This window comes from Brevundimonas sp. Bb-A (genome assembly GCF_009394735.1).
Classification (GTDB): domain Bacteria; phylum Pseudomonadota; class Alphaproteobacteria; order Caulobacterales; family Caulobacteraceae; genus Brevundimonas; species Brevundimonas aurantiaca.
The window spans coordinates 251906-276820 of record NZ_CP045456.1 but is presented as its reverse complement, the minus strand read 5'-3'; the positions used below and the strand labels follow the sequence as shown (position 1 = coordinate 276820).

Below are 24915 nucleotides of genomic sequence, written 5' to 3'. Positions count from 1 at the left end.
CGCTGTTCCTCACGAGAACATCTTGTGAACAGGAACAAACCGTGCACATAGTCGGCCTCACCAAAACGGGGGCGGGTCCATGGCGGGTCTCTCCCAAGCTTCTGACGGGAATCATGGCAAGGGAGACGAAGGCAATGGCACAGGCGGCTTTGAAACTGGTGGGCAAGGAAGACGGCGAAAAACAACGGGCTCTGGAGGCGGCGATCGCCCAGATCGATCGCGCCTTTGGCAAGGGCTCGGTGATGAAACTGGGCAAGGCCGGCGTGGTAGCCGAGATCGAAAGCGTCTCGACCGGCTCGCTGGGTCTGGATATGGCGCTGGGCATCGGCGGCCTGCCGGTCGGGCGGGTGATCGAGGTGTTCGGCCCGGAATCCTCCGGCAAGACCACCCTGGCCCTGCACACGGTGGCCGAGGTGCAGAAGAAGGGCGGGGTCGCCGCCTTCGTCGATGCCGAACACGCCCTGGATCCAGTCTACGCCCAGAAGCTGGGCGTGAACCTGGACGATCTCTTGGTGTCCCAGCCCGACGCCGGGGAACAGGCGCTGGAGATCGTGGACACCCTGGTGCGCTCCGGCGCGGTGGACATCGTGGTGGTCGACTCGGTCGCGGCCCTGACGCCGCGCGCCGAAATCGAGGGCGAGATGGGCGACAGCCTGCCCGGCCTTCAGGCCCGTCTGATGAGCCAGGCGCTTCGCAAGCTGACGGCCTCCATCTCCAAGTCCAAATGCATCGTCCTGTTCATCAACCAGATCCGCCACAAGATCGGGGTCATGTACGGCAGCCCCGAGACGACGACGGGCGGCAATGCGCTGAAATTCTACGCCTCGGTGCGCCTGGACATCCGCCGCACCGGCGCGATCAAGAACCGCGACGAGGTGGTCGGCAACACCACCCGGGTCAAGGTGGTCAAGAACAAGGTCGCCCCGCCGTTCCGCGAGGTCATCTTCGACATCATGTACGGCGAGGGCATCTCCAAACTGGGCGAGGTCATCGACCTGGGCGTCAAGGCCGGGGTGATCGAGAAGTCGGGCAGCTGGTTCAGCTATGACTCGACCCGGATCGGCCAGGGCCGCGAAAACGTCCGCGAATTCCTCAAACAGAACCCCGACATCGCCGCCTCGATCGAAAAGGCGGTGCGGGCCTCGACCAATAAGATCGCCGACGAACTGCTGGGCACGCCCGAGCCGGACGAAGGCCAGGATCTGGAAGGCTGAGCCTCTCCGGACCTTAAGGATACTCCGTCGCCCCAAGCGACCCGCCACCGACCCCGCGAGGGGCGGCGGAGCGACCCGTCCGACCTCGTGTCGGGCGGGTCTTTTTTTCTTTCGTCATTCCGGGCGAAGGGCCGCTTGGCCCGAAGACCCGGAACCCAGCGGCGCCGTCAGGCGAAATCTATCCGCCGCACAACGCCTGAAGATCGAGTCCGTGACAGGTTCGCGCTCACGCGCGCCGCTGGGTTCCGGGTCTCCGCTGCGCTTCGCCCGGAATGACGAAAGGAGAGGGCAGCCCCAAACCAAAACGGGCGACCCGAAGGCCGCCCGTTCCGTACTCACACTTTCCGCGGCCGATCAGGCGGCGGCCTTCTCCGGGGCGAACCTGCCGTAGAAGGTCTCGTTCTTGGCGGCCATGTCGCGCAGCAGGTCCGGGACCTTGAACCGGTCGCCATAGGTCGCGGCCAGGCGATCCGCCGTTTCGACGAACTTGGCCAGGCCGATGCCGTCGATCATGCTGATCGGGCCGCCGGTCCAGGGCGCGAAGCCCCAGCCCAGGATGGCGCCCAGGTCGGCCTCGCGCGGGTCGTCGATGACGCCCTCGGCCCAGCAGCGGGCGACCTCGACGGCTTGGCGATACAGCAGGCGGGTCTTCAGCTCGTCGATCTGGGCGAAGGCGCCGGGCTCCTCGGGCGCATCGATGCCCTTGGTGGTCGGCGCCAGGTCGCTCAGCCCCTTCCAGATCGTCTTGGGCTTGGTGTCATAGTCATAGAAGCCCTTGCCGTTCTTGCGGCCGTAGCGTCCGCCCTCGACCATCTTGGCGACAATGTCGGCGCCTTCGGTCGGGACGTATTTGTCGCCCAGGTCCAGCGCCGTCTGTTTGGCGATCTTGTAGGACAGGTCCAGGGCGACGTCGTCGTGCATCTCCAGCGGGCCGCGCGGCATGCCGGTCATGCGGCCGACATTGTCGATCAGGGCCGGGCCGTAACCCTCCTCCAGCATGGCCATGCCTTCCATCAGGAAGGTGGAGAAGCAGCGCGAGGTGTAGAAGCCGCGCGAATCGTTGACCACGATCGGCGTCTTCTTGATCTTCAGCACATAGTCCAGCGCCTTGGCGATGGCGGCCTGACCCGTCTTCTCGCCCAGGATGATCTCGACCAGCATCATCTTGTCGACCGGCGAGAAGAAGTGGATGCCGATGAAGTCCTCAGGCCGCACGCTGGCCTCGGCCAGGCCGGTGATCGGCAGGGTCGAGGTGTTGGAGCCGAAGACGGCGCCTTCGACCAGCTGGGCCTCGGCCCGCTTGGTCACATCGGCCTTGATCTCGCGGTTTTCGAACACCGCCTCGATCACAAGGTCCGACCCCTTGATGTGGTCATAGTCGGTCGTCGCCGTGACCAGGGCCAGGGTGGCGTCATACTTCTCCTGGGTCATCTGACCGCGCGACAGACGCTTCTTCAGCAGCTCCTCGACATGGGCCTTGCCCTTGTCGGCGGCTTCCTGGGTCTGGTCGATCAGCACGGTCTCGATGCCGGCCATGACCTGCACATAGGCGATGCCGGCGCCCATCATGCCCGCGCCCAGGACCGAGACCTTCTTGGGATCGGATTTCGGCACGCCGGCGGGCCGCACGGCGCCCTTGTCCAGCTCCTGCTTGGACAGGAACAGGGACCGGATCATGGCCTGGGCCTGGGGCGTCATCAGGGTCTTGATGAAATAGCGGGTCTCGATCCGCAGGGCCGCGTCCATCGGCACCTGGGTCCCTTCGTAGACGGCCTTCATCAGGTTCACCACGGCCGGATAGTTGCCGTAGGACTGTTTGCGCAGCATGGCGTTGCCGACCATGAAGTTCTGGATGCCGGCCGGGTGATAGGGGCCGCCGCCGGGCAGTTTGAAGGACTTGTCGTCCCAGGGCTGGACGGCCTTGCCGCCGTTCTTGATCCAGGCCTTGGCCGCCTCGACCGCTTGGCCCTTCTCGACCACCTCATGGACGATGCCGGCGCCCTTGGCGTCGTTCGGGCGGAAGGACTTGCCCTCGCTCATCGCCATCATGGCGTTCTGGACCCCGACGAGGCGCGTCAGACGCTGGGTGCCGCCGCCGCCGGGGAAGAGGCCGACCTTGATCTCGGGCAGGCCCAGCTGGATCTTGTTGTCGTTCTCGACCACGCGGTAGTGGCAGGCGAGGGTGAACTCCAGCCCGCCGCCCAGGGCCAGGCCGTTGATCGCCGCCGCCACCGGCTTGCCGCAGGTCTCGAGCGCGCGGAAGGCGCCGTTCAGCGCCCAGCCGGCGTCGAAGGCCTTCTGCAGGTCGCCGCCGCCGGAAAGCACGCCGCCCGCCATGTCGCCCAGGTCCGCGCCGGCGCAGAAGCCCGAGGCCTTGCCCGATGTGATGACGGCGCCCTTGATGGTTTCGTCGGTCTTGATCCGTTCGACCAGTTCCGGGATCTCCTTCATCACCGCGCTGGTCAGGGTGTTCATCGAACGGCCCGGCACGTCGAAGGCGATGACGGCGATGCCGTCGGCGTCGATGTCGATCTTGAAGTTTTCCATAATCTCTCTTCTCAGATCCTCCCCCAGCGGGGGAGGGGGACCGCGAAGCGGTGGAGGGGGCCGCCGCCGACGCCGGCGATGGGTTCGCCCCCTCAGTCAGCTTCGCTGACAGCTCCCCCGACGGGGGAGCAATGGATCAGACGCGTTCGATGACGGTGGCGGTGCCCATGCCCCCGCCGATGCACAGGGTGATCAGGGCCGTCGACTTGTTCGAGCGCTCCAGCTCGTCCAGCACCGTGCCCGTGATGATGGCGCCGGTGGCCCCCAGGGGGTGGCCCATGGCGATGGCGCCGCCGCAGACGTTCATCTTGTCGTGCGGGATGTTCATGGCCTGCATGTAGCGCAGCACCACGGCGGCGAAGGCCTCGTTCAACTCCCACAGGTCGATGTCGTCGGTCGTCATGCCCAGCTTGCCGAGCAGCTTCTTGGACACATATTCGGGTCCGGTCAGCATGATCGACGGTTCCGAGCCGATCGAGGCGCCGCCTAGGATCTTGGCGCGCGGCTTCAGGCCCAGGGCCTGGCCGGCCTCAAGCGAACCGATCAGCACGCCCGCCGAACCATCGACGATGCCGGAGGAGTTGCCGGGGGTGTGGACGTGGTTGACCCGCTCGACCTCGGGATAGCGCTGGTTGATCACGCTATCGAAGGCCATTTCGCCCATCATGGTGAAGGAGGGGTTCAGTCCGCCCAGGGTCTGCATGTCCGTGTTCGGACGAATGGTCTCGTCGCGGTCCAGAATGGTCAGGCCCAGCTGATCCTTCACGGCGATGACCGACTTGTTGAACCGGCCCTCGGCCCAGGAGCGGGCGGCGCGCTTGTGGCTTTCGACCGAATAGGCGTCCACGTCGTCGCGGCTGAAGCCGTACTTGGTCGCGATCATGTCAGCCGAGACGCCCTGGGGCACGAAATAGGTCGGGAAGGCCGACGAAGGATCGGTCGGCCAGGCGCCCATGTCCGAACCCATGGGCACGCGGCTCATGACCTCGACCCCGCCGCCGACGGCGAAGTCGGACTCGCCCGACTTCACCTTGGCAGCGGCCATGTTCACGGCTTCCAGGCCCGAGGCGCAGAAGCGGTTCACTTGAACCCCGGCCGTATATTGCGACCAGCCGGCGGACAGAACGGCGGTGCGGGCGATGTCGGCGCCCAGTTCGCCCACGGGCGTGACGCAGCCCAGGATGACGTCATCGACCTTGGAGGTGTCCAGGTCGTTGCGGTCGCGCAGGGCCTCCAGGACCTGGGTCGCCAGGCTGAGGCCGGTGATCTCGTGCAACGAGCCGTCCTTCTTGCCCTTGCCGCGGGGTGTGCGGACGGCGTCGTAGATATAGGCGTCAGCCATGACAGGGAGTCTCCATCTTTGGGCCGGAGCGACGTCGCCCGGAAAGGGCGGCGCGGCTTACGGCCGGGTCGGATCAAAGCTTGGTCGCCAAGAACCCTACGTTTACGTCAACGTCAAGTAACAAGGCGCGTGAGGCGGTCGAGGCGCGGCGCCCCAGCCGTCAGTCGCCGGGGATTCGGCTGGCGACGCCGCTGATCCGGCAGGCGTAGTCGGTCTCTGGACGGCCGGTCTGCAGACCCGTGGTGACCAATATCCCCTGCCGCGCCGTACAGCGCGCCTCCAGGGCGTCCAACTCGGTCTGGTAGCGGTTTTCGACGCCGGTCGAGGCGCAGGCGGCGATCAAAGGCAGGGCGACCAGGGTCGCCGCCCAGATGCAGGATGTGGCGTGGCGCATGGCATTCTCCTATGGGCGAGGCCCGCAGGGGCGGGCCCGCGCTTCGCTAAAGACTACTCGGCCGCAGCCAGTCGGACCAATTTTCCGTCGCTCTCGTCGGTGATCGCCCAGACGGCGCCGTCTGGGCCGATCGCCACGTCGCGCACACGCTCGCCCAGGTCGGTCAGCAGCCGCTCTTCCCCGACGACGCGATCATTTTCGATCACGAGCCGGGCGATATGCTTCTCCTTCAGCGCGGTGACCAGCAGATCGCCGTCCCAGGCCGGGAACATGGCGCCCTGGTAGAAGACCGCCCCACCCGGCGCGATGACCGGATCCCAATAATAGACGGGCTGTTCCGTGCCGGCCTTCTGGGTCGCGCCGCTGTTGATCGCGCCGCCCGGATATTCGACGCCGTAAGCCGCGTCGGGCCAGCCGTAGTTCAGGCCCGCCCTGTCCAGATTGACCTCGTCGCCGCCGCGCGTCCCGTGCTCGATGGTCCAGATCGCGCCCGTGCCGGGCTGGACGGCGATCCCCTGGACGTTGCGGTGGCCCAGGCTCCAGATCTCGGGCAGGGCGCCGGCGCGGCCGACGAAGGGATTGTCCTGGGGAACCGTGCCGTCGGCGTTGATGCGGATGGTCTTGCCCATGTGCGAGCCCAGGTCCTGGGCCTGGGGCCGCATCGGCCGGTCGGAGCGTTCACCCAAGGTGATGAACAGCTTGCCGTCCGGCGCAAAGGCCAGGGACGAGCCGAAATGTTTGTCGCCGTCATAGGCGGGCAGGGCGCGGAAGACGACCTGGACATTGTCCACCCGCGCGCCGTCGTCGGACAGCCGCCCCCGTGCGACCGAGGTGGCGTTGCCGCCCTCACGAGGCTCCGCATAGCTCCAGTAGATTAGACGGTCCTGGGCGAAGCCGGGGCTGACGGCGACGTCCAGCAGGCCGCCTTGGCCGCGCGCATCGACAGCCGGCAGACCCTGGACCGGTTCGCTGATCTGGCCGTCGGCCGTGATGATCCTCAGCCGGCCGGGCTTTTCCGTCACCAGCCAGCGCCCGTCGGGCATCAGGGCCAGGCCCCAGGGATGCGACAGGCCCGAGGCGACCACGCTGTGGCGCATCGCCTGTTCGGTCTTCACCCCCGGCGCCCGGGTCTGGCCGGGGAAGGCGGGCTGCTGGTCGGGATTGTTGGCGGGCCGGGTCTCCAGCGGGGCGCCCGACTGGCCGGATGCGGAGGCGGTCTCTCCGTTCGCGCCGCAGGCGGCGGCGAGGACGAGCAGGGCGGTCGAGGCGGCGAGGGCGATGGGGCGCATGGGCGGCTCCGGGCGGGTTGGGGGCGTCGGTAACGAAGAAACCCCAGCGTTATCTGTCCGCTCCTGCCCCGTCTTGCGCCCTATCGCCGCACGATCTGCATCGACACGACTTGAACCGCGCGCGCGACGGCGATATAGGCACGCCTCTTTCGCGCTGGCCCAGGCCTCGCGAAGGCCCGGATGCGGGATACGACTGGGTAGCTCAGATGGTTAGAGCGGTGGATTCATAACCCACAGGTCGGCGGTTCGATCCCGCCTCCAGTCACCACCTTACCCCCACATTCGGTGGGTGCGGCGTTCGGGCGCACGAATCGTGCCAAATCCCCATGCAGCGTGACCTTCACCGGTGCGCGCGGTTCCGCGTTCACCGGTTCGATGTCGATGCGGGCGATCAGGTCGCGGACGGCGTCGACCACTTCACGCTCGGCCGGGTCGGCGCTGTCGCCGGCCTGGGCCAGGCGCGCCTGAAAGTCGGCGATGCGATTCGCATAGGTCTCGGCCGCGCGGGGGTGAAGCCGGACCGGCGGCGGCGCGTCCGCCTCGACCTGGGCCAGGGCTTGCTGGATCTCGGTGCGCTCGCGGCTCATCTCGGCCAGCTTGGGGCCGATGACGGCCGCCGGCGTGTGGCCGGCCAGCAGGGCGTCGGACCCTCGGTCGATCGCCCGATCCAGCTCGGCCAGGCGGCGGGCCAGAGGCGCGCGGCGATTTTCGTTCTCTGCCGCCCGCTCGCGCCAAGCCTCATGGTAGGCGCGGACGTAGGCGGCGACGGCTTCAGGCGCCAGCAGCCGTTCGCGCAGTCCGGTCAGGACGCGCTGCTCGATCATGGCGCGCGAGACGTGCCGGTTGTTGGTGCAGGCCGTCGCGCCCTTTTCACGATAGTTGACGCAGACCAGCCGCCCTGCGCTGAGCGAGGTGTAGGAGCCGCCGCACCGGCCGCACTTCAACAAGCCGGTCAGCAGGCCGGGGCGACGCCGCAGCTTGACCAGCTGGGACGGATCGACGTTCCTGCGGCTGAGGATGCGGGCCTGGGCGCGGTCCCACAGCGCCCGGTCGAGGACGGCCAGGTGCGGCACGGCCACCCGCTGGTGCTCCGAGGCGGGGCGGGTGATGGACAGGCGCCGTCCGGTCTGGCGGTCTTTCCGGCGTTCGACGCGGCCATAGACCTTGACCCCCGCATAGATCTCGCTGTGGAGCACGCCGTTCGCGCGGCTGGCGGAGCCGGTGATGGTGGAGGCCGTCCAGGGGCCGCCCCTGGCGGCGGGGACGTGTTCGCGGTTCAGCAGATCCGCGATGGCGCGGGGCGTCATCTGCTGGTCCGCGTAGAGGGTGAAGATGCGGCGGACGACGGCCGCCTCCTCGGGCACGATTTCGATCAGGCCGCCGGGGGCGGTGCGGTAGCCGTAGAGGCGGGCGCCGGTCGCCAAGCCCTTTTCGGCGTTGGAGGCCAGGCCGCGCTTGGTCTTCTGCGACAGGACCTGGATGTATTCCGCCGCCATGAAAGATTTGAACGCCACCTGCATGCGCGACACCTGGACCGTCGCCAGGGTGGAGATCGAAACGCCGGCGGCGCCCAGCCGGTTATAGACGTGCCACTGGTGCTCTTCGTCGCGGGCCAGGCGGTCTTCGTCCTCGACCAGGAGGACGTCGTATTCGCCGCGCTCGGCCGCCGCGACGGCGTTCAGCAGGCCCGGCCGGTTCGCCATGGACTGACCCGAGATCGCCGCGTCCATATAGGAGGCCGCCACCGTCCAGCCCCGCGCCTCGGCCGTGGCGGACAGGATCTGCAGTTGGTCGGCGATCGAGCGCGGATTCTGGCGGTCGTCGCTGTAGCGGGCGTAGAGGGCGGCGCGGTTCATGGGCGACAAGAGGGACTCAGGCGCCGCCCGGACGCAAGCCTTGGGTCGCGTGCGCCTGAACCACGGACGCCTGGGCGGCGTCATAGTCGCGGCGCGCGTCGGCGCGCGCCATGGCCTGGATGATCCGCAGCAGGGCTGGATCGAGGCCGCCGGGGCGCTCGATCCGTTCCGGCATGTGCTGCTGCGGGATGAGGGGCATCAGTAGGGCGACTCGCCGTCGCCATCCGAGCCGACAGAAACCCTGCCGCCCTTATGAAGGCGCAGGCTCCAGCAGCTCCAAAAATAGCCGTCGTGCCGATAGTCCCACCAGCAGACCTCGGCGCCGTAGGGGTCGCCACAGGGCTCTCCCCAGCGTCCGCGCAGGATGAGCGTCGTGATCCAAAGACGGATCGCAAACCGACGAATGCCTTGCAGCCAAGTTGGCCAGCCCCAGTGCGACTGCAACACCTCGGAGGTGCCGTGGGTTGAATGCCGGCCAGGCTGACGGGGCGGATCGCCGCGCCACAGCGCCGCGAGTGCGCGCCCTTCCTGTTGGCGCTCGATCGCTGCGCAGGCTCCGAAGATTTCATCGTAGTCCAGGCGGGTCAGGCCGTCTTCGTCTCTGGCGCAGTCGTAGCGCGCCTCCATCGCAGCGATTGCGGCGTCATTGATCGCCAGGCGTTCCGAGATGCTGTGTCCGCTCACGACTGGACCTCCGGATATCCATCGTGCTGGACGCCGTCGAGCAGGCGGCCGGCGGCCTTTTTGCCGATGCGGATGCTGGCGAAGCCCTGGGGTTCCCAGTCGTGGTTGCGCGGGTCCGAGTGGCCCACGGCCCATTCCAGGCCTGAGGCGTCGGTCTGGTCCTGGGGCAGGTAGTCGCCCCACTGTTTGAACAGGAACGGCGTGCCGGCGGCGGCGCATTGGTCGCGCAGGGACCGCGCCCAGTCAGGGTGCATGGGTCGAGCGCCGGGGCCGCTTTCGCCGCCGACGACGACCCAGTCCAAGCGGGATTCAAGGTCGGCCAGCGGGACAAACGGGCCGTCGATTCGGCCGAGCCCTGCGCCGGTCAATGCGTTGCGAAAGGTCCGGCCCGGAGCCTCAACCTCAATGTGCTGGAGATCGACCGGCCCCAGCAGCGGCTCGGCCGAGATCCAGCGGACGGCGGCGGGCGTGTCCAAGAGGACCGGAATCCGTTCGTCGGCGCGGGCCTGGTCCTCGACGCTGACGCCCAGCCAGACATTGGGGAGCATGCCGTTCGTCGTGGATAGGATCACGCCCTGGCCTTCGGCGGGCGGTTGGATGCGTCGGATTGCGTCCAGCCAGCGGGAGTGGGGTCGGCCCTGCAGATAGGCGCGCATCCGCTCGGGTCGCTTGGTCAGGATCTGGAAGACGTGCTGGGGGCACAGGGCCATGACGGCGAAGATCTGATCCAGCCAGTCGTCGGAGACGCCGTCATGGAACAGGTCGCCGTGGGCGCAGACGAAGATCTTGCGCGGCTTGGTCCAGCGCAGGGGCTGGTCCAGCCATTGGGCGTTGAACCGCACCTGGCCGTTCCAGACCGGCCCGGCCTTGCTGTCGGCCGTCAGGCCCTGGCGGGACGGGTGGTCGCGCAGCCGCGTGCCCGCCAGCTTCATCGCATAGCAGTTCGTGCAGCCCGGCGAGACGAGGCTGCAGCCCGTGACGATGTTCCAGGTGGCGTCGGTCCATTCGATGTAGGTGTGGTCAGCCATGGTCGGCGGCCTCTCCGTCTTTTGGAGCGGCGGTCGATTTCAGGGCGCCGAGGACCTCCTCGGCGAGCGAAGAGACGTCGATGGTCAGGAACGCCTTTGGCGTCGGGATCGCCAGGGTCGCGTTGTCGTCTTCCTCAACGGACGCATCGGGGTTCTGACGCATCAGGTCGCCGTGGATCGCGTCCATAATGGCGGTGTGCAGGTCGCCAGGTCGCGCCCTGTCGGCATCGGCGACTGGGGTCGGACGGATTTCACCGCCAACCGTGCTCTCGTTGAACGACCGCTGGAACTTCTCCACGGAGATGCCGAAGGTGTGGGGCTTGCCGCTGTCATCAGCCCACGGGAAGCTGATCGCGTCTGAAATCGCGTTGAGGGTGCGCTGGTACGGGAAGTCGAACGCCACAGGGGCTCCCGCCGCCCCTCCGTCGAAGGCGGGGGCGGGGGCGGGGGAAAGAGAAATCTCGGAGAGCGCCCCATGGATCGCGTCGATCAGGAGGGCGCGTTCCTTTTCGTTCGGCGTGTAACAGCCGCCTTCGCCGTCGGCGCGGAACTCGTATTCGGCCACATAGGCTTCGACGTCGAAGCTGTTCGCCCTGACTGTTTCGAGAGGCTGCGGCGGGGCGGCAAGCCGTGTCTGCAGTCCGTGGTTCTCCGACGTCAGGTTGAACTTGCGGGCGATGGCCTGGTCAAGGTCGATGCCTACGGCCATGGCGATCAGGTCGGCGCAGATGACGACGTCGGCCAGTTCCTCGGCCAGTTCCTGGATCGTGGCGCGCGAGCCTCTGATGCCCAGGCGTTCCCGCTCCAGCTTTTTGATGACGTTCTGCGCCTCGCCGCACTCGCCGCCCATTTCATTGCCGCGATAGGCGAGGGTGATCCGGTCGTCGGGGTCCCATTCGGCCTGACGGGCGAGGTTGGCGGCGCGGAGGGTGGGGAAGGTCTGGCTCATCAGTAGTCCCCGACCGAGGTGACCACGGCGTCCTCGTCCAGGATGATCCTGGTCCCGGCCGCATAATAGGCCCGGATCCTGTCGGGCAGGCCGTAGCTCCGTCCGATGTGCTGGGTGTCCTTGATGTCCCGTTTATCAAGGCGGGCGCTGCTGATGGTGCCGTCCTTATTCAGCAACAGGCTGTGCCTGCACTGGTATTTGTCGCGGCGCGAGTGGTGCTCCTCTTCGTCCAGATAGAGCCAGATCGAGCCGTAATCGTTGTGCTCGACGATGACGGTGATGACCTCGCCGTAGCCATCGTCGTCGTACCGGTCCTTGATCATGTCCCTGGCGATTTCCGACAGTTTGATTTCGGCGGGGGCGATGTTCAGCAGTTCGCGGATGTCGTTAGCCAGGCGCGCGTCGATCAAGGCGCCGGCGTGATCCTTGACCTGTTTCTCGATCATGCCGGTGACGAGGAGCCCGTAGGACGGGAGGTTGAGGTCGTTGACCTGGAGGCTGGCCGTCACCGCCTCTTTGATCTGTTTTCCGATGTCGCTGTAGCTGCGGAGCGCATCGTCGACCGCTTCGGTGACCAGCTTCTGGACGCGGGTCGCCACCTGGGTCTTTACGAAGTCGGGCGTCATGACTTCGGCGACGGCTTTGTTGATCAGATCGGTTGTGTCGCTCATCACGCCGCGTCCTGCATGCCGGCGGGCAGGACCAGGCGGTTGCGGCGCAGGGCGGCCTGGAGCGTCTCGCGGCCCCGGCCGTCGAGGTAGGCGTGGCCGATCAGGCGGTCGCGGTCGTTGGCGGCGTCCAGGGTGAAGACGGTGACGGCGCGGCGGGGTCGGGGGTCGCCCTGGATCTCCAGATCCTCGGTCTCGACCAGCTCCAGGGCCTGAAGGCCGCGTTCGCGCTGGATGTGGCGGGCCAGGGCCTCCAGGTCGGGGAAGACCCTGGGCTTGGCGGCGGGGTCGGCGGACAGGACGGCGTAGCGGGCGTCGGCGGGCATGACGGGTCTCCGGCGATAAAGGTCGGCTGGGCTGGCGGCGGGGTGGTGATGGGCCGCCAGCAGGGCGGCGGCCTCGGTCCAGGGCGGGCGCATCAGGCGGCCTCGTCCTGAGTGTCGTCGTCCTGGTCGGAGCAGCCCTGGTTCAGGTCGGCGTTCTCGGCCGCGCGCTGCTGAGGGGTGGGTTCGGCCATCCACAGGTTCAGCCGGTTGCGGCAGGCGGCCGGCGCCGGGCAGGCGGCCAGTTCGGCCAGAACCTCGGCCGCGCCCTGGGCCAGGGCGGCCAGGCGTCGGGCGCGCGGGCCCAGCCGGGCGTCGGCGGCATGGCGGCGGGCCAGGCGGCGCTGGCGTTCGGCCTCGGCCCGCGCCCAGTCGATCTGGCGTTGAAGCCGTGAGGGGCGGACGGTCACAGCAGGCGCTCCCTGTGGGTGAGGGCGAGGATCAGCCGATGGGCCGTGATCAGGACCTGGGCGAGGGCGAAGGCGGCGGTCATTGGCGGCCCCGCAGCGACACGCCCATCTGGCGGGCCAGATCCTCGCGCGCCTTGGCGTAGTTGGGGGCGACCATCGGATAGTCGGCGGGCAGGCCCCATCTGGCGCGGTATTCGTCGGGCGAGAGGTTGTAGCGGGTGCGCAGATGGCGCTTCAGCGACTTGAACTTCCGGCCGTCCTCAAGACAGACGACATAGTCGGGGTGGATGCTCTGGCGGATCGGCACGGCCGGGGAGCCTATGTCGGGGCGGGCGATCTCTTCACCCGGCAGGGGGTCGAAGGCGCCGGCGGCGGCCAAGGCGTCCTCGCCCCAGCGCACAGCCTCGGTCAGCTGGTCGTGGAAATAATCGGCGTCGTCGGCCGTGATCGCAACGTCGCCGTCGTCAGCGTGCAGCGCCGTCAACACCGGCTCCAGACGTTCGATCAGCACCTCCAGCGCGGCGCGCAGGCCCTGACGTCTCTGGTCGGCCGCTTCATCGGCCAATCCCTTCAGATGGGCGCTCATGAGGTTGGCGGGGGCGGGGGCGGGCGCGGGTGCAGACGTCACCGGCGCCGAGGCTGCGGTCAGGGGCGGCACGGGGGTGCGGTTATGCGGACGCACATAGGGCGCGTCATCCTCTGCGTCCTCTGTCGTGCGTGATCCGCCGCCCGAGTTGGCCTGCCGCTTGTCCCAGCCCAAGGCATAGCGTGCTTCCTTGGCTCGGCTGGCGTTGAGATGATCCTTTCCGGCCACGACAAAGGGGCCAGCGATGCGGTCGGCCCACTCAATCAAGGTCTGGGGGGCTTCGGGCCATTCGCGCCTCAGCATGTCCTCGATGGCCGCCTGATAGGCCAGGGACGGGGTGCCGGCGACGGTCGGCTGGGTGACATAAAGCCGGCAATCCATCCGTTCGGCGCGGAAATGGGCCCGGTAGCGCGTTTCACCCTCGCCCCCGTCCTGTTTGAACAGCGCCAGACTAGCGTCTCGGACGGCGGGGATCTTGTGGACCGGCGCGCTGTGCGTCTGGACGTGTATCCACGAGGAAGAAGACTGAGGCTGCAGCACCGCCGGGCCGTGGTCGGCGATCTGATCCGACAGGGTCGGCGCCTTGGGCGTCGTGACGCTGGCGCGCAGGGAGTCCCAGCTGCCGGTGCGTTCGTAGTCGGCGATCGCCTGGGGCGTGGCCTCGCGGGCGATCTTCAGCTTTTGCTGGACGTCGCGCAGGCCGGAGGTTTCGCCTTCTTTCACCCGGCCGATCTGGCGGGCCAGTTCGGCCGCGCTCCAGTCCGTGGCCTGTTGCAGTTTCAGCAGCTGCTGGGCGTCTTCCCAGGGCGACATGTCGGCGCGTCGGGCGTTGGCGACCAGGGTGATGACCAGGGCGGTGGCGGGGTCGGCCCGGCCCTCCTCGAACGGCAGGCCGTCGGCCAGCCAGTCGGGCAGGTCGGCGCCTTCCTCGAACGCCTGGTTCAGCAGCAGTTTGGCGGCCGCCCATCGGTGTTCGCCGTCGATCAGCATGCGCACGCCGTTCGCGTCCGGCTCGGTGGCGATGACGCGCTGGACCAGGCCGGCCGGGCCGCGCATGGAGGCGGCCATGTCGGCCAAAACCTCGCGGCGGACGGGGCGGTTCAGCGGGTTGGGGCGGAACTTGTCGATCGGCCACTGGCCCCGCGCGCGGCGCTTTTCGGCGCCGTGCTGGGCGCGGCGATAGGCGGCCAGCTGTTCGCGGCCGGCGTCGGTCAGGCCGTCGGTCATCGGCTCGGCGTGGACCAGGTTCGCCTCGGCCAGGGCCTTGAGGGCGCGCATGGTGTTGCTGGGGTCGCGGTCGAGGCGGGCGGCCAGGGTGGAGCGGGTCCAGCCCTCGGTCGGGCTGTCTTCCAGGGCGGCCAGCAGTTCGGCGTTCTGAAAGGCCAGGATGTTGGGCTCGGTCATTGGTCGGCGCCCTCCTGGTTCAGGCCGGGAGCGGCGTCTGGAGCGGCGACGGGCGCGCGCGTGCGCCAGTCGGGATCCAGCCGGTTCAGCAGGGTCAGGCCGTGGTTCAGGCGGGCGGCGGCGACGTCGCCGTCCTGAACCAGGCCCTGGACGATCCAGGCCAGGGCGACCACGGCCGCCCGGCCTTGTTCCGGCGTCAAGGGATCATGGCCGTGCGCCTCGCGGTACAGGGCCGCCTTGTCGGGCCAGTTGCCGAAGACGCTGCCGGTGGACAGGCCCGCGGCCGCCGCGATGGCGCGGAGCGTGGCCTGTTCATAGCCGACCTGGGCGAACCGTTCGGTCGCGGCGGCCAGGACGCGGGCGCGGGTCATGGCCTTGTTCTGCTGGCGGCGGCAGTCAGGCGAATGGCGACGGCGCGGGCGGGGCGGCGTTGAGGCGAGGGCGGGATTGGGCGTGTCGAGATGGGACAAGGCGGGGTCTCCGAGGGGTGTCAGGCGGCGCCGAACAGGCGGGCGCAGATCAGGGCGACGACGGCGCAGACGATCAGAGCGCCCAGGCCGTGGGGCGTCAGGGTGCGGGCGAAGCGGGGGCGCCGAGCCGGCGACCAACGGCGGCGCATCACAGCCGCCCCCCGGCCTCTGGCGCCGGTTGGTACAGGCCGTCCTTGACCAGGGCGGCGATGCGGGCGGCGCGGCGGTCGGGCCTGTCCAGCACGGCGACGCTGAGAACCGCGTCGATGAAGGCGTCCAGGGTGACGCCATAGACGCGGGCGATGCGCCGTTCCTGATAGAGGACGTAGAAGACGTGGGGGTTGTCGGTCGTGGTGTCGGGTTCGGCGTCCAGCCGGGCGGCGGCCACGCCCGCGTGACGGGCGATGGAGCGGACCGCGTCGCTGGCGCGCGGGCCGACGACGCCGTTCAGAATCTCGGCCCGCTGAACCCGGCCGACGCCGGGGGCGAAGTCGATCAGGATGCAGGGGCCGGCCAGCTGGTCCGCCAGGGACAGCAGGCGGTCGCGGGCGTCGGCGAGGGCGGCGGGGGGCGTCATTCGACATCCTGGGTCGGGCGGACGCCGGCGGACCAGTCGTGCAGGGCGGTCAGCCGGTCCTCGGCCTTGCGCCCCGCCAGGGTGAAGACGTCGGCAAACAGGTCAGCGGCGCGCAGGTTCGGCTCAAGCCGGATACGCAGGGCCAGGAGCGCCGCCTCCAGCGTCGGCAGGCTCCAGCTCTGTCCGTCCATGCGGACCACCACAATCGGCTGCATGACCGAACCGGTGATGACCACGGTTCCGTCGATGTCGAAGCTGCGGGCCGGGCCGTGGTGCAGGGCCTGGATGATCTGATCCGCCGCCAGATCATGCGCGTCGCCGGGGTCGGGAATGAAGCCCAGCTGCGAGAAAAGGGACGGGCGCGAGAAGAGGGACGGGGCGCGAACGCCGTGCGCGTCCGGAACTGACGTAGGCGGGGGCGAAAAGGGCGTGACGGCCATGGGGCGCTCCTGTGAAGAGGGCGCCCGCACCGGCGGGTGGAGGGATGGCGACCGTCAGACTGTATGCGGCGTGTCGCGCCCCGCCGGTGCGGGAGCGTCGTCGCGATCATCGCGACAACGGCGCGACAATGTCGCGCGATTCGCGATACGTCAACCCTAGTATGTCGTGGTTACTTGGTCTGCGGAGGCAGCAATGAAGCGTTTGATCTGTTCAGCGGTAGCGTTGGCGACCTTTTCTGCCGCAGGCTGCGACCGGTTGCCCGGCACGCCTCGCGCAAAGGCGCGAGAACTGGTTTCGAAGGTCCTGCGCGACCCCTACTCGGCCAAGTTCGAGTACGTGGTTGTTAGAGACGACGCCGTTTGTGGCTTGGTAAATTCGAAGAATGGATTGGGTGCATACGGAGGCGCCTCTCCCTTCATCGCAAACCTGGAGAGTGACCAGGTGATGTTCTGGGACGAGGCGCCTAGCCTTTCCGACTATCGAAGATGGTCGGACGATCCGGAGTCGCGGGGGGGTCTGAGAGCCTACTACCGTTTGCAGACCGGCTGCGCCTTCCCCACTGAATGGTCGTGGCAGTGCGGAAGACAATGGATAAGCGGCGATGTGGAGCCAGAGGTTTGTCGTCTCTGGCTAGCCAAAGACTTTAAAGGTCTGAATGACCTTGCCTTTCAACGGCGATAGGCGACGGCGTGGATCGCCTTGACCTTTGAGGCATCCACGCGGACCTCTTTGTCGGGGTTGTACTGGTGCAGAAAGACAACGCCGTCGCGCTGACCCTTGTACTGTTTCACGATCCCGGTTCCGTCGTGGAACTCGACCACACAGTCGCGATCGCGCTGGGGCGACATGTTCAAGCCGATGATTACGGTTTCGCCGCTGTAGAGGCGAGGCTCCATGCTGTCGCCGGCGACGCGAACGCCGATCGCGCGGCCCCGAACCAGACCGGCCGGAACCTCGATCCGATCGATCACCTGGTCTGACGCCAGGCCGATGCGATCCTCTCCGCCCGCCTGGGCGTAGCCATAGACGTCGATCAACTCGAACGCGGGCCCGGCGGGTTCATCGCCCGCAAAGAAGCTTTCGATCTTTTCAGCCTCTTCCGCCGTCATGCGGCGCCCGCCCTTGGTGTCTGGGCCTTTCATCAAGCGGCTTATGGAGTCTTTCGACACGCCGAGGTGCCGCGCCAGATCAGACTGGCGGCGTCCGGACGTCCTTAGGCGGCGATGCACGTCTTCAACCTTCATACGCGAAGGTGTCGCGAAAAAAGCGACGCGCTGGTATTGCAGATTTTCGCGAATCACGCGCGACATATATCGCGATTAACGCGACACTGACAAGAAGCTGCGCCATGAACGCGACCCATCCCACGCCGGCGGCCCGATTCATCGCCCGTTACGGCGTCCAGAGACTGTCGAAATGGTCCCGTCGGGACCGGTCCCGCATCCATGCCTGGACGTGGCCAAAAAGCCGGGGCGGCACAGGCGGGGTCATTCCCCATGCCGTGCGTGATCCGATCATTACGGGGGCGAGGGACGACCTGAACGAGGAGATCGCCTTCTCGGACTTCGAGCCTCGGGATGGCGAATCCTACCTGTCGGAGTGCGGGGTGGCCCAGGAGCCCCAGCCATGAACCGCTACGGCAATCTGAAGGCCGGGCCGGACAATCGGATGACCGACGACGACGAACGGTGCTGGCGCGATCTGATCGCGGCGGCGGAAGGCGCGGCCCAGGGCGCGCCGTCGGCGGCGGTTCCCGAGCTGAAGCGGGTGGCGGACGCGGCCCGCAACGCCTGCGCCCCCGGCGTGGTGACGCGGGACAATCCGTGCGTCGTCCTGGCCAAGCTGGCGCGCCGCTATGTCGGCGAGACGACGGCCGGCCGGCGCGATCTGCAGGCGCAGCTGGCGACGGCGGCGGAAGCCGCGCGCGAGGCCCTGAACGCCGGGGGCCGGCGTGAACGGAAGGATATCGACGGATGAGCGGCTCTGTCGGAAGCGCTGGCCGGGTGACGCCGTCGCGCGCGAAGTTCGGAAGTCGGCCCCAGCCCAGCGCGGGCCAGCTGGCCCTCGCGCTGATCGCGGCGGCGCGGATCATGGGCGTGGCGCCCGAGGCGGTGTTCGACGGCCGTCAGGGGGCGCGGCGGGCGCGGATCCTGGCCGGGGCGGCGCTGAAGGGCTGGACCGGGTGTGTCGCCAGTCCTCTGGCGGCGGCGTTGCGCCTGTCGGGGCCGGAGCTGTCGCCGTCCATGGTGTCGCGCGCCGGGGTGACCACGGACATGATACTGGAGGTGGTCGAGGCGTTGAACGGCGTGACGCCGGCCGCGATGGCCTCCGACGTCAGGCCCGTCGGCGAAGGCGATGCGCGCCCTCTTCCTGCGGCGGCGGAGGCGGAGACGCCTGCGCGTAAGGCCGCGTCGGAAGCGCGTCCTGTTACAGTCGAGCCCGTCGCCCAGCCTGTTTCGGCGCTTGCGTCGGCGGTCACGGACACGTCTGGCATGCGCGGGGTGTTCAGGGTCGGCCGCAGACCGAAAGCAGTCACGCCGCCAGAGGCGCCGTCTGTCCGGACGTTCGAGCGCGCGGCGGCGGTCCAGAGACTGAAGCCCATGACGTCTGCCCGGCTGCGTTACTGCGGCTGGTTCGTTGCGGCGGGTTGGGACCTGCACGAGGTCGCGGACCTGTTCGACGTGCATGAAGACGCGCTGGCGGATGCGCTCGAGTTCGGGGTGGCGGCATGAGCCGCGTCGAGGTCATCGGGCCTGCGACGCTGTACCTGGGCGACAGCTATGAGATCCTGCCGACCTTGGGCGATCAGGACGCGGGCGTGTTCGATCCTCCCTACAAGTTCTCGACGTCGGGCGGCGGCCGGTTCCGCAAGGCGCGACCGTCCATGGACCAGATCGCCGCCAAGGGGTTGGACCAGGGCTTTGACGACACGATCGTCAGCCCCGCCCGGTTCCGGTCTGTCGCCGTGTTCTGTCACAATGATCAGCTGGCGGAGCTGCTGCCGCGTATGGCGGCGCGGTATCACCGGGTGGTGGTGTGCAGCTGGCATAAGACCAATCCGCTGCCCGTGGCGAACAAGCACTATCGGCCGGACACGGAGTTCTGGATCCATGCCTGGCTGGAGGGCGCGCACCCCGTCGGGACGCTGGCCGATAAGGCGCGGTGGATCCTGAGCGAAAGCGGCCGGTTCAGCGGCGTCGCTCATCCGACGGTGAAGCCCGAACCTGTCATGGATAAGGTGCTGGCGACGATGAACGCCGCCTCGATCTGCGACCCCTTCATGGGCAGCGGATCGACCGGCGTGGCGGCGATCAAGCGTGGGTTGGGTTTCACCGGGATCGAGGTCGATCCGGCGTATTTCGACATCGCCTGCGGTCGTATCGCCGAGGCCGTGCGCCAAGCCGAGGCCGGTTGATGGCGAAGTGGCCTATCAGGATCGCGCCCGGGCAGGACCTGACGCCGTTCAAGGCGAAGGTGCTGAAGATCGTCGGCGACGCCGGCGAGGCCGGGACGACAGCGACGCCGATGACGCCGGGCGGCACGCTGGGCGCGCTGGCGCAGTTCGGTCTGCTGGAGCGGGCCCCCACGCCTGCCGGCGACGTGCTGGGCGGGAGCCGGTATCGGGCGACCGAGGCGGGCCGGAAGATGCTGGCGCGGCTGAAGGGGCGGGTTTGATGGGTCGCCGCAAGCCGAAGATCTATTGCTCCGACTGGGCCTGCCCTTCGCATCAGGTCTGCGCACGGTCGTGGTTCCGAGCCGAGGAATACTGGAACTTCAACCAGGACGACTTCGACCGGGGCCGGGTCGAGACCCGCGTGTTCGCGCGCCGCGCCGGCGTCGATTCCTGCGACGACTATGAGCGGGACACGCCCCGCGAATGGCTGAAAGACGCCTTCACCGCCCAATTCCCGATGACGCCGCCGCCGCGCGGCTATCCGCTGCACCTGGTCAAGTGTGAGGGGCGGGCATGATGGACGACCGTCTGTTCGACCAGGCCCGCGAGCGCGTCCGCTGCGAAGAGGTGGCGGGGCGTCGGGTGAAGCTGGCCAAGGTGGGGGCCGGGTGGCGCGGAGTGTGCCCGCTGAAGGATTGCGGATCCAAGAGCAAGGCTGCGCCCTTCGCCGTGTTCAGCGACGGCCGGAAGTGGAAATGCTGGAGCTGCGACCCGCGCGGCGGGGACGTGGTCGATCTGGAGCACCGGCTGTTCGGCCGGGGCGATGAGACGGTGCGGGACGCGGCGCTGCGCCTGGTCGGCGGCATTGTGGCGGAAGAGACCGAGGCATCGCGCGAACGGCGTGCGCAGGCGGCCGAGGCGCGCGAGCGCCAGGCCATGGCCGATGCGGCGTGGAAGGCCGAGCTGGCGGCGCGGCTGTGGCGCGAGGCGGGGCCGTCTGAAGGCACCCTGGTTCAGACCTATCTCGAATCGCGGGCGATCCGGGGGCCGGTGCTGGCCCGGGCGCTGAAGATACTGAGGTTTCACCCGGCCGCCTATCACAGCGGGGATCCGGAGGCGGGGGTTCGCCTGCCGGCCATGATCAACATCTGCATGACCGAGCTGGGGCCGACCGGCGGGATTCATGCGACCTATCTGAGCCCCAACGGCCGCAGCAAGACGCACCGGGCGCCGGCGAAGCGGATGTGGGGGCCGCAGGGCCTGTTCCTGGCGGCGCGGCGCGACGGCGCCTATGGGCCGCCGGTCCGGACGCGGGGCGTGCCGATCGAGGGCTATGTGCTGCGCGGCGGATACTGGCTGAGCCGGCCGGACGCGCCGGGGCCGCTGGCCGTGGCGGAAGGGCAGGAGAACGCCCTGAGCCGGGCCATGATGCTGGCCGGGGATCTGAGCCTGCCGGTGCGGGCCGTGGCGGCCGGGTCGCTGGATTCGCTGCAGGGCTATGAGCTGACGGACGGCGAAGGGGTGTTGGTCGACGTCTGGGGCGGGACCGGCGACCCGATGCGGCCGCCCTTCACCTGGCCCGAGGACCCCCGCGCCCCCTGGGGCGTCGTGGACATCGCCTGCGACAGCGACATGAGCCCGATCACCGTCCAGGGGCGCAGCGGCAAGAACCGGGTGGGGCGCAGCCGCGCGATCGGCGTGCGGCGCGAGGCCGCCGAGCGAGCGCGGGTGTGCGGACGGCTGGCCGTCGCAGCGTGGAAGCGGCGGCTGGCGCCGGGATCGGAGACCGGGGTGAAGGCCAGCGCCCCGCCGCCGGGTCTGGACTTCAACGACATGATCAGAGCGGCCGAAGCCGCCGGGGACGAGGCTGCGGCGTGAGCGACGATTTCGTGATTTCAGAGAGCGACGCCGAGGGCGCGGACAAGGGGACGACCGCCTACGTCAACCCCAAGGTCGAGGACTGTCCGGTGATTCCGCTGGGCTTCCTGGGGGGCGACGTCGTCTTCGCCCTGCCCGAAGGTTCGATCCGGCGCGAGAAGGCGGCGCGGATCGCCCAGATGCTGAGGACCGACATCTACGCCAGCGTGGCGGGGGCGATGTTCCTCGGAAACTGGCGCGACGAAGAGGGCAAGATCCAGCTGCAGGAGGCGGCGCGGTGGCTGGTTCGGCAGTGCCGCGAGCGCGGCGTATGGGACGAGAACCGTCAGGAGCGCGGTTACGGCGTCTGGGCCGGGGACGACGGGCCGATCGTCCATTGCGGCGACGCCGTGGGGCGCTGGCCGTTCGGGCCCGACGACTGGCGTCCGGTGGCGGCGGCCCTGCGCGAGGATATCGACGGGCCTCTGTGGCTGCTGCGGCCCCGGACGGCGCGGCCGGCGAAACCCGCCACCGTCAAGGAGGCCAAGAACCTGAGGGCCGCGCTGAACCTGTGGTCGTTCAGCCCCCTGGACCCCCGCGCCCCCGAGGGGTTGAGCCAGGCCGACGCCCTGTTCGGCTGGCTGGGGGTGCAGCTGCTGGGGGCGTGGCCGCGGTTCCGGCCGACCGTGAACGTCAGCGGCGGGGCGGGGACCGGCAAGACGACCCTGTCGCGCCTGATGCAGGCGGCCGGGAGTGCGAACGCCGGAGATCTGCTGGACAGTTTCTCGGAAGCGGGGCTGAAAAACAGCCTGTCGGGCGAGGCGCGGGGCCTGTTCCTGGACGAGGCCGAACCCAGCACGGACGGCCAGCCGGGGCCGGTGGAGAAGGCGCTGGAAGTCTTGCGCCGGATGGCGACGGGCGAGGGCAGTTCGGGGCGCAAGGGCTCGATCAACGGCGGCACGGTTTCGACCTCGGCCGTCGGGTGCGCCTATCTGGCCAGCATCTTCCCCGTGCCCCTGGGGGACGCCATGGCGACGCGGACGCTGGAGATCCGCATGGGGCGGCTGGACGGCCGGAAAGGGACGACGGACGACGACCTGGAGGCCGCCATCGAGGCGGCGCGGGCCGCGTCACCCGGCCTGCTGGCGCGGGCGTTGAGGGAGGCGAAGCGGTTCAGGGCCGACGTGGCCGCGATCAAGGCGGCCCTGGTCGAGACGAAGCAGGCGCCACGGGCGGCGGACCTGATCGCCAGTTTGGCGGCGGGACGAAGGCTGCTGCTGCACGACACGGCCCTGACGGAAGAGGAGGCGCGGGAGGAGGCCCGGATCTGGATGGGCCTGGCCCAGGCGCGGGACGAACGGTCGTCGGCGCTGAACCCAGGACAGGGGTGTCTGCAATACATCTGGGCGCTGAACTCGGGCCACCTGGGGCATGACAGGGCGCTGACCATAGGCGAGCTGATCCAGGAGGAGCTGGAGAGCCCCGGCGCACGGGCGGGAAAGGTGCTGAAGGCCTGGGGCCTGATCGTCGAGAATGGGCATGCGGGGACCGACAGGCCAGGGCCTTGGCTGTTGGTCGCCAACAATCACCCGGCCCTGGAGAAGGCTCTGCACGGGACGCAGTACGCCAACTGGCGCGGGGTGCTGGAGCATCTGGCGGACCTCGGCCCGTCGGTGGCGCCCAGGCCCGGCGACGGGCCGAAGCGGTTCGGCATGCACCAGAGCCGCGTGCTGTGCGTCCCCCTCACCCCCTGGTTGGACAGGCCCGTCGCGGTCGGGGCGGACCCCAGAGAGCCGCACCCCTTCGAGCCGCCGCGTTGGGGCCGGACCGAGGCCGCGTCCCATGATTCGTCCCACCCTGCGTCCCACGGGGAAACCCATGACTGACGGGGCTTTGAGGGGGCGTTGGGACGCTGGGACGCTTGGGACGCTCAGTCCGCCTCATGTGTGCGTGCGTAGGCGTAGGCGTAGGCGCATGACGCCACAGGTGCGTCCCATGCGTCCCGCGCGTCCCATGAGTTATTTTTACGAGATTGAACAAAAGAATAGACGGGACGCCCCGATGGTACGGCTTGGGACGCCCCGCTCAGCAGAGAAGGGGCTCTCCCAGTGACCGCGTCCGCCGTTCAAACCTCCGGCCTGGGTCGGGCCTGGTACGTGGTGGTGACCCACGTCCACCAGGAAAAGCACGCCCGCTATCAGCTGGAGCAGCAGGGGTTCACCGTCTATCTGCCGATGGTCCCGCCGCCTGTTCGGGCGCGCGCCCGGAACGGCGTGGCGCCCGGTCCGCGCCCTATGATCCCGCGCTATCTGTTCATCGAAATGGATCTGGACCAGGACCGCTGGCGAGCCGTCTTCTCGACCATGGGCGTGACCGAGGTGATCATGCGTGGCTCGGGCGAGGCCGCCCGGCCCAGCCCCATCCCCAGCCGGTTCATCGAGGAGCTGAAAAAGCGCGAGATCAACGGCCTGGTCGTGTTGCAGCATGCCCGCAATGACAACGGAAAGGGGGGCTCGGCGGGCCCTCGGTTCAAGCGGGGCGACAAGCTGAGGGTCGCCGGGCAGACCGCCGACTACGACGTCATCTTCGAAGAGATGGTTGACGGCGACCGGGCTGCGGTCATATTCACGCTCCTAGGCCGCGATTCGCGCCAGATCATTTCACTGCCGTCAGAAGACTGACGCGCAGTGCGGTAGCCATCCAGAGCCCCGCCATCCCAACCACCCGCCCAGGCATCGCGCTGGGCGGGTTTTTCGTTCCCGCTCAATGACTTAGGTCGGCCGCCCGCGATCGCGGGTCCTTCCCCCCGACCCCAACGCTATACGGTGCGGCAGAGCGTTTTCGTTCCCTAGTGAGCGATGTTGCGAGGGGTGCAACGGGTGTTGCTAAGCAACGCGGAGTGCAACGGCATGGAACAGCCCTTCCTCCTCGAACAATCGAGCCGCCGGTGGGTGAGCGTTAGCGAGGCGGCAGCGCTGGAGACCCAGGCGGGCCGCCCGATCAACAAGTCCTCGATCTCGCGATTCATCGCGCGGAACGAGGATCTGCCCGTGAAGCGGGACGGGCAGGGGCGGGTGAAAGAGGTCGATTACGACGCTCTGATCAAGGCGCGCGGCGAGTCGCTATCGGTGCTGGACAGTCGCGAGGCTGCGCCGGCGGCGCCGAAGGCGGCGGCTGCGCCGGCGGGGTCCCGAAAGCGTCAGCTCGAGGAAGAGAAACTTGAGCTGGATCTTGCGGACCGGAAGCGCGAGCTGCTGTCGAAGGCGGCGGTGACGATGGCGGTGGAGGCCATGGGCGTGGCCTTCACCCAGGCGCTGGAGCGCCGGCGTCGCACTCTGGCGACGGAGATCGCCGGGTTAGGAGACGTCCGCCAGGCCGAGCTGGCGCTGAAGACGGCGGATCGGAAGCTGCTGAACAATCTGGTCGCCGAACTGACCAAGCTGGCCGGCGGCTTCGAAGAGCCGGAGCAGGCGGCGGCCTGA

Annotated in this window: 28 protein-coding genes, 1 tRNA gene and 2 pseudogenes; 12 read left to right on the top strand and 19 right to left on the bottom strand. The window is 68.6% G+C overall.

All coding sequences use genetic code 11. The features are described from left to right. Positions 1-134: 134 nt before the first annotated feature. Complete coding sequence (recA, locus tag BSP_RS01435; protein ID WP_054764091.1) at positions 135-1214, top strand: recombinase RecA; 1080 nt, start codon at positions 135-137, stop codon at positions 1212-1214. 354 nt (positions 1215-1568) lie between these two features. Here the strand turns inward: recA and BSP_RS01430 are convergent, their stop codons facing one another. The 4 genes from BSP_RS01430 to BSP_RS01415 all read right to left on the bottom strand — a co-directional run bounded on the left by BSP_RS01430 (position 1569) and on the right by BSP_RS01415 (position 6786). Continuing rightward, positions 1569-3761 (bottom strand): 3-hydroxyacyl-CoA dehydrogenase NAD-binding domain-containing protein, encoded by a 2193-nt coding sequence (locus tag BSP_RS01430; RefSeq protein WP_152949074.1) that lies wholly within the window; start codon positions 3759-3761, stop codon positions 1569-1571. A 136-nt stretch (positions 3762-3897) separates the two neighbouring features. Next, positions 3898-5103, bottom strand: a complete 1206-nt coding sequence (locus tag BSP_RS01425; RefSeq protein WP_152949073.1) for an acetyl-CoA C-acetyltransferase — start codon at positions 5101-5103, stop codon at positions 3898-3900. 160 nt (positions 5104-5263) lie between these two features. Next, positions 5264-5497 carry a hypothetical protein gene (locus tag BSP_RS01420; RefSeq protein WP_152949072.1) on the bottom strand — a complete coding sequence of 78 codons (234 nt, stop codon included), beginning with the start codon at positions 5495-5497 and terminating at the stop codon, positions 5264-5266. A gap of 53 nt (positions 5498-5550) precedes the next feature. Beyond that, positions 5551-6786, bottom strand: a complete 1236-nt coding sequence (locus BSP_RS01415; protein WP_152949071.1) for a PQQ-dependent sugar dehydrogenase — start codon at positions 6784-6786, stop codon at positions 5551-5553. A 191-nt stretch (positions 6787-6977) separates the two neighbouring features. Between BSP_RS01415 and BSP_RS01410 the strand changes: the two genes are divergently transcribed. Then, a tRNA-Met gene (locus BSP_RS01410) sits at positions 6978-7054 on the top strand. Here the strand turns inward: BSP_RS01410 and BSP_RS16570 are convergent. From BSP_RS16570 to BSP_RS01340, 14 genes and pseudogenes are all read right to left on the bottom strand, one after another. Beyond that, the gene (locus BSP_RS16570; protein WP_227976091.1) at positions 7011-8642 is read right to left on the bottom strand and encodes a recombinase family protein; all 1632 of its coding nucleotides are present in this window, start codon (positions 8640-8642) and stop codon (positions 7011-7013) included. The two genes, BSP_RS01410 and BSP_RS16570, sit on opposite strands and share 44 nt — an antisense overlap. Positions 8643-8840: 198 nt before the next feature. Beyond that, positions 8841-9326 (bottom strand): hypothetical protein, encoded by a 486-nt coding sequence (locus BSP_RS01390; protein ID WP_152949069.1) that lies wholly within the window; start codon positions 9324-9326, stop codon positions 8841-8843. After that, the gene (locus tag BSP_RS01385) at positions 9323-10354 is read right to left on the bottom strand and encodes a DUF5131 family protein (protein WP_152949068.1); all 1032 of its coding nucleotides are present in this window, start codon (positions 10352-10354) and stop codon (positions 9323-9325) included. The genes BSP_RS01390 and BSP_RS01385 overlap by 4 nt, the downstream gene beginning before the upstream one ends. Then, positions 10347-11303, bottom strand: coding sequence for a MazG-like family protein (locus tag BSP_RS01380; protein WP_152949067.1), 957 nt, complete (start codon positions 11301-11303; stop codon positions 10347-10349). The genes BSP_RS01385 and BSP_RS01380 overlap by 8 nt, the downstream gene beginning before the upstream one ends. Further along, positions 11303-11974, bottom strand: a complete 672-nt coding sequence (locus BSP_RS01375; protein WP_152949066.1) for a hypothetical protein — start codon at positions 11972-11974, stop codon at positions 11303-11305. The genes BSP_RS01380 and BSP_RS01375 overlap by 1 nt, the downstream gene beginning before the upstream one ends. Further along, a complete protein-coding gene (locus BSP_RS01370) occupies positions 11974-12390 on the bottom strand; it encodes a hypothetical protein (protein WP_152949065.1) in 417 nt (138 codons plus the stop codon). Before BSP_RS01370 ends, BSP_RS01375 begins: the two co-directional genes overlap by 1 nt. Beyond that, the gene (locus BSP_RS01365) at positions 12390-12704 is read right to left on the bottom strand and encodes a hypothetical protein (RefSeq protein ID WP_152949064.1); all 315 of its coding nucleotides are present in this window, start codon (positions 12702-12704) and stop codon (positions 12390-12392) included. Before BSP_RS01365 ends, BSP_RS01370 begins: the two co-directional genes overlap by 1 nt. A gap of 79 nt (positions 12705-12783) precedes the next feature. Then, positions 12784-13038 (bottom strand): annotated as a pseudogene (locus BSP_RS16270) (MucR family transcriptional regulator); the annotation flags it as partial. A gap of 1209 nt (positions 13039-14247) precedes the next feature. Continuing rightward, positions 14248-14517: pseudogene (locus BSP_RS16265) on the bottom strand (ParB N-terminal domain-containing protein); the annotation flags it as partial. Positions 14518-14690: 173 nt separating this feature from the next. Continuing rightward, a complete protein-coding gene (locus BSP_RS01355; protein ID WP_227976009.1) occupies positions 14691-15164 on the bottom strand; it encodes a TetR/AcrR family transcriptional regulator in 474 nt (157 codons plus the stop codon). Positions 15165-15184: 20 nt separating this feature from the next. Further along, a complete protein-coding gene (locus BSP_RS16450) occupies positions 15185-15313 on the bottom strand; it encodes a hypothetical protein (protein WP_255478924.1) in 129 nt (42 codons plus the stop codon). After that, entirely contained in the window at positions 15313-15741 is a 429-nt protein-coding gene (locus BSP_RS01350; protein WP_152949062.1) for a hypothetical protein, read from the bottom strand. The genes BSP_RS16450 and BSP_RS01350 overlap by 1 nt, the downstream gene beginning before the upstream one ends. Beyond that, positions 15738-16181, bottom strand: a complete 444-nt coding sequence (locus BSP_RS01345; RefSeq protein ID WP_152949061.1) for a hypothetical protein — start codon at positions 16179-16181, stop codon at positions 15738-15740. Before BSP_RS01345 ends, BSP_RS01350 begins: the two co-directional genes overlap by 4 nt. A gap of 669 nt (positions 16182-16850) precedes the next feature. Beyond that, positions 16851-17324 carry a S24 family peptidase gene (locus BSP_RS01340; protein ID WP_227976008.1) on the bottom strand — a complete coding sequence of 158 codons (474 nt, stop codon included), beginning with the start codon at positions 17322-17324 and terminating at the stop codon, positions 16851-16853. Between the two features lie 206 nt (positions 17325-17530). On the opposite strand from BSP_RS01340, the gene BSP_RS01335 reads away from it, so the two are divergent. Further along, the gene (locus tag BSP_RS01335; RefSeq protein WP_152949059.1) at positions 17531-17812 is read left to right on the top strand and encodes a hypothetical protein; all 282 of its coding nucleotides are present in this window, start codon (positions 17531-17533) and stop codon (positions 17810-17812) included. A 4-nt stretch (positions 17813-17816) separates the two neighbouring features. Here the strand turns inward: BSP_RS01335 and BSP_RS16565 are convergent, their stop codons facing one another. After that, positions 17817-17969, bottom strand: a complete 153-nt coding sequence (locus BSP_RS16565) for a hypothetical protein (RefSeq protein WP_370513369.1) — start codon at positions 17967-17969, stop codon at positions 17817-17819. Between BSP_RS16565 and BSP_RS16560 the strand changes: the two genes are divergently transcribed. The 9 genes from BSP_RS16560 (at position 17950) to BSP_RS01290 (ending at position 24915) form a co-directional block, all read left to right on the top strand. After that, positions 17950-18159 carry a hypothetical protein gene (locus BSP_RS16560; RefSeq protein ID WP_370513368.1) on the top strand — a complete coding sequence of 70 codons (210 nt, stop codon included), beginning with the start codon at positions 17950-17952 and terminating at the stop codon, positions 18157-18159. The two genes, BSP_RS16565 and BSP_RS16560, sit on opposite strands and share 20 nt — an antisense overlap. After that, positions 18156-18914 (top strand): hypothetical protein, encoded by a 759-nt coding sequence (locus tag BSP_RS01325; RefSeq protein WP_152949057.1) that lies wholly within the window; start codon positions 18156-18158, stop codon positions 18912-18914. Before BSP_RS16560 ends, BSP_RS01325 begins: the two co-directional genes overlap by 4 nt. After that, positions 18911-19597: a DNA methyltransferase gene (locus BSP_RS01320; RefSeq protein WP_152949056.1), complete on the top strand. Its 687-nt coding sequence runs from the start codon at positions 18911-18913 to the stop codon at positions 19595-19597. Before BSP_RS01325 ends, BSP_RS01320 begins: the two co-directional genes overlap by 4 nt. Further along, positions 19597-19857: a hypothetical protein gene (locus BSP_RS01315; protein ID WP_152949055.1), complete on the top strand. Its 261-nt coding sequence runs from the start codon at positions 19597-19599 to the stop codon at positions 19855-19857. The genes BSP_RS01320 and BSP_RS01315 overlap by 1 nt, the downstream gene beginning before the upstream one ends. Then, positions 19857-20153 carry a hypothetical protein gene (locus tag BSP_RS01310; RefSeq protein WP_152949054.1) on the top strand — a complete coding sequence of 99 codons (297 nt, stop codon included), beginning with the start codon at positions 19857-19859 and terminating at the stop codon, positions 20151-20153. Before BSP_RS01315 ends, BSP_RS01310 begins: the two co-directional genes overlap by 1 nt. Beyond that, positions 20150-21454: a CHC2 zinc finger domain-containing protein gene (locus BSP_RS01305; RefSeq protein ID WP_152949053.1), complete on the top strand. Its 1305-nt coding sequence runs from the start codon at positions 20150-20152 to the stop codon at positions 21452-21454. The genes BSP_RS01310 and BSP_RS01305 overlap by 4 nt, the downstream gene beginning before the upstream one ends. Then, positions 21451-23319, top strand: coding sequence for a hypothetical protein (locus BSP_RS01300; RefSeq protein WP_152949052.1), 1869 nt, complete (start codon positions 21451-21453; stop codon positions 23317-23319). The genes BSP_RS01305 and BSP_RS01300 overlap by 4 nt, the downstream gene beginning before the upstream one ends. Positions 23320-23541: 222 nt before the next feature. Next, on the top strand, positions 23542-24114 hold the full coding sequence (locus BSP_RS01295; protein WP_152949051.1) for a transcription termination/antitermination NusG family protein: 573 nt from the start codon (positions 23542-23544) through the stop codon (positions 24112-24114). Between the two features lie 228 nt (positions 24115-24342). Further along, positions 24343-24915, top strand: coding sequence for a hypothetical protein (locus tag BSP_RS01290; RefSeq protein ID WP_152949050.1), 573 nt, complete (start codon positions 24343-24345; stop codon positions 24913-24915).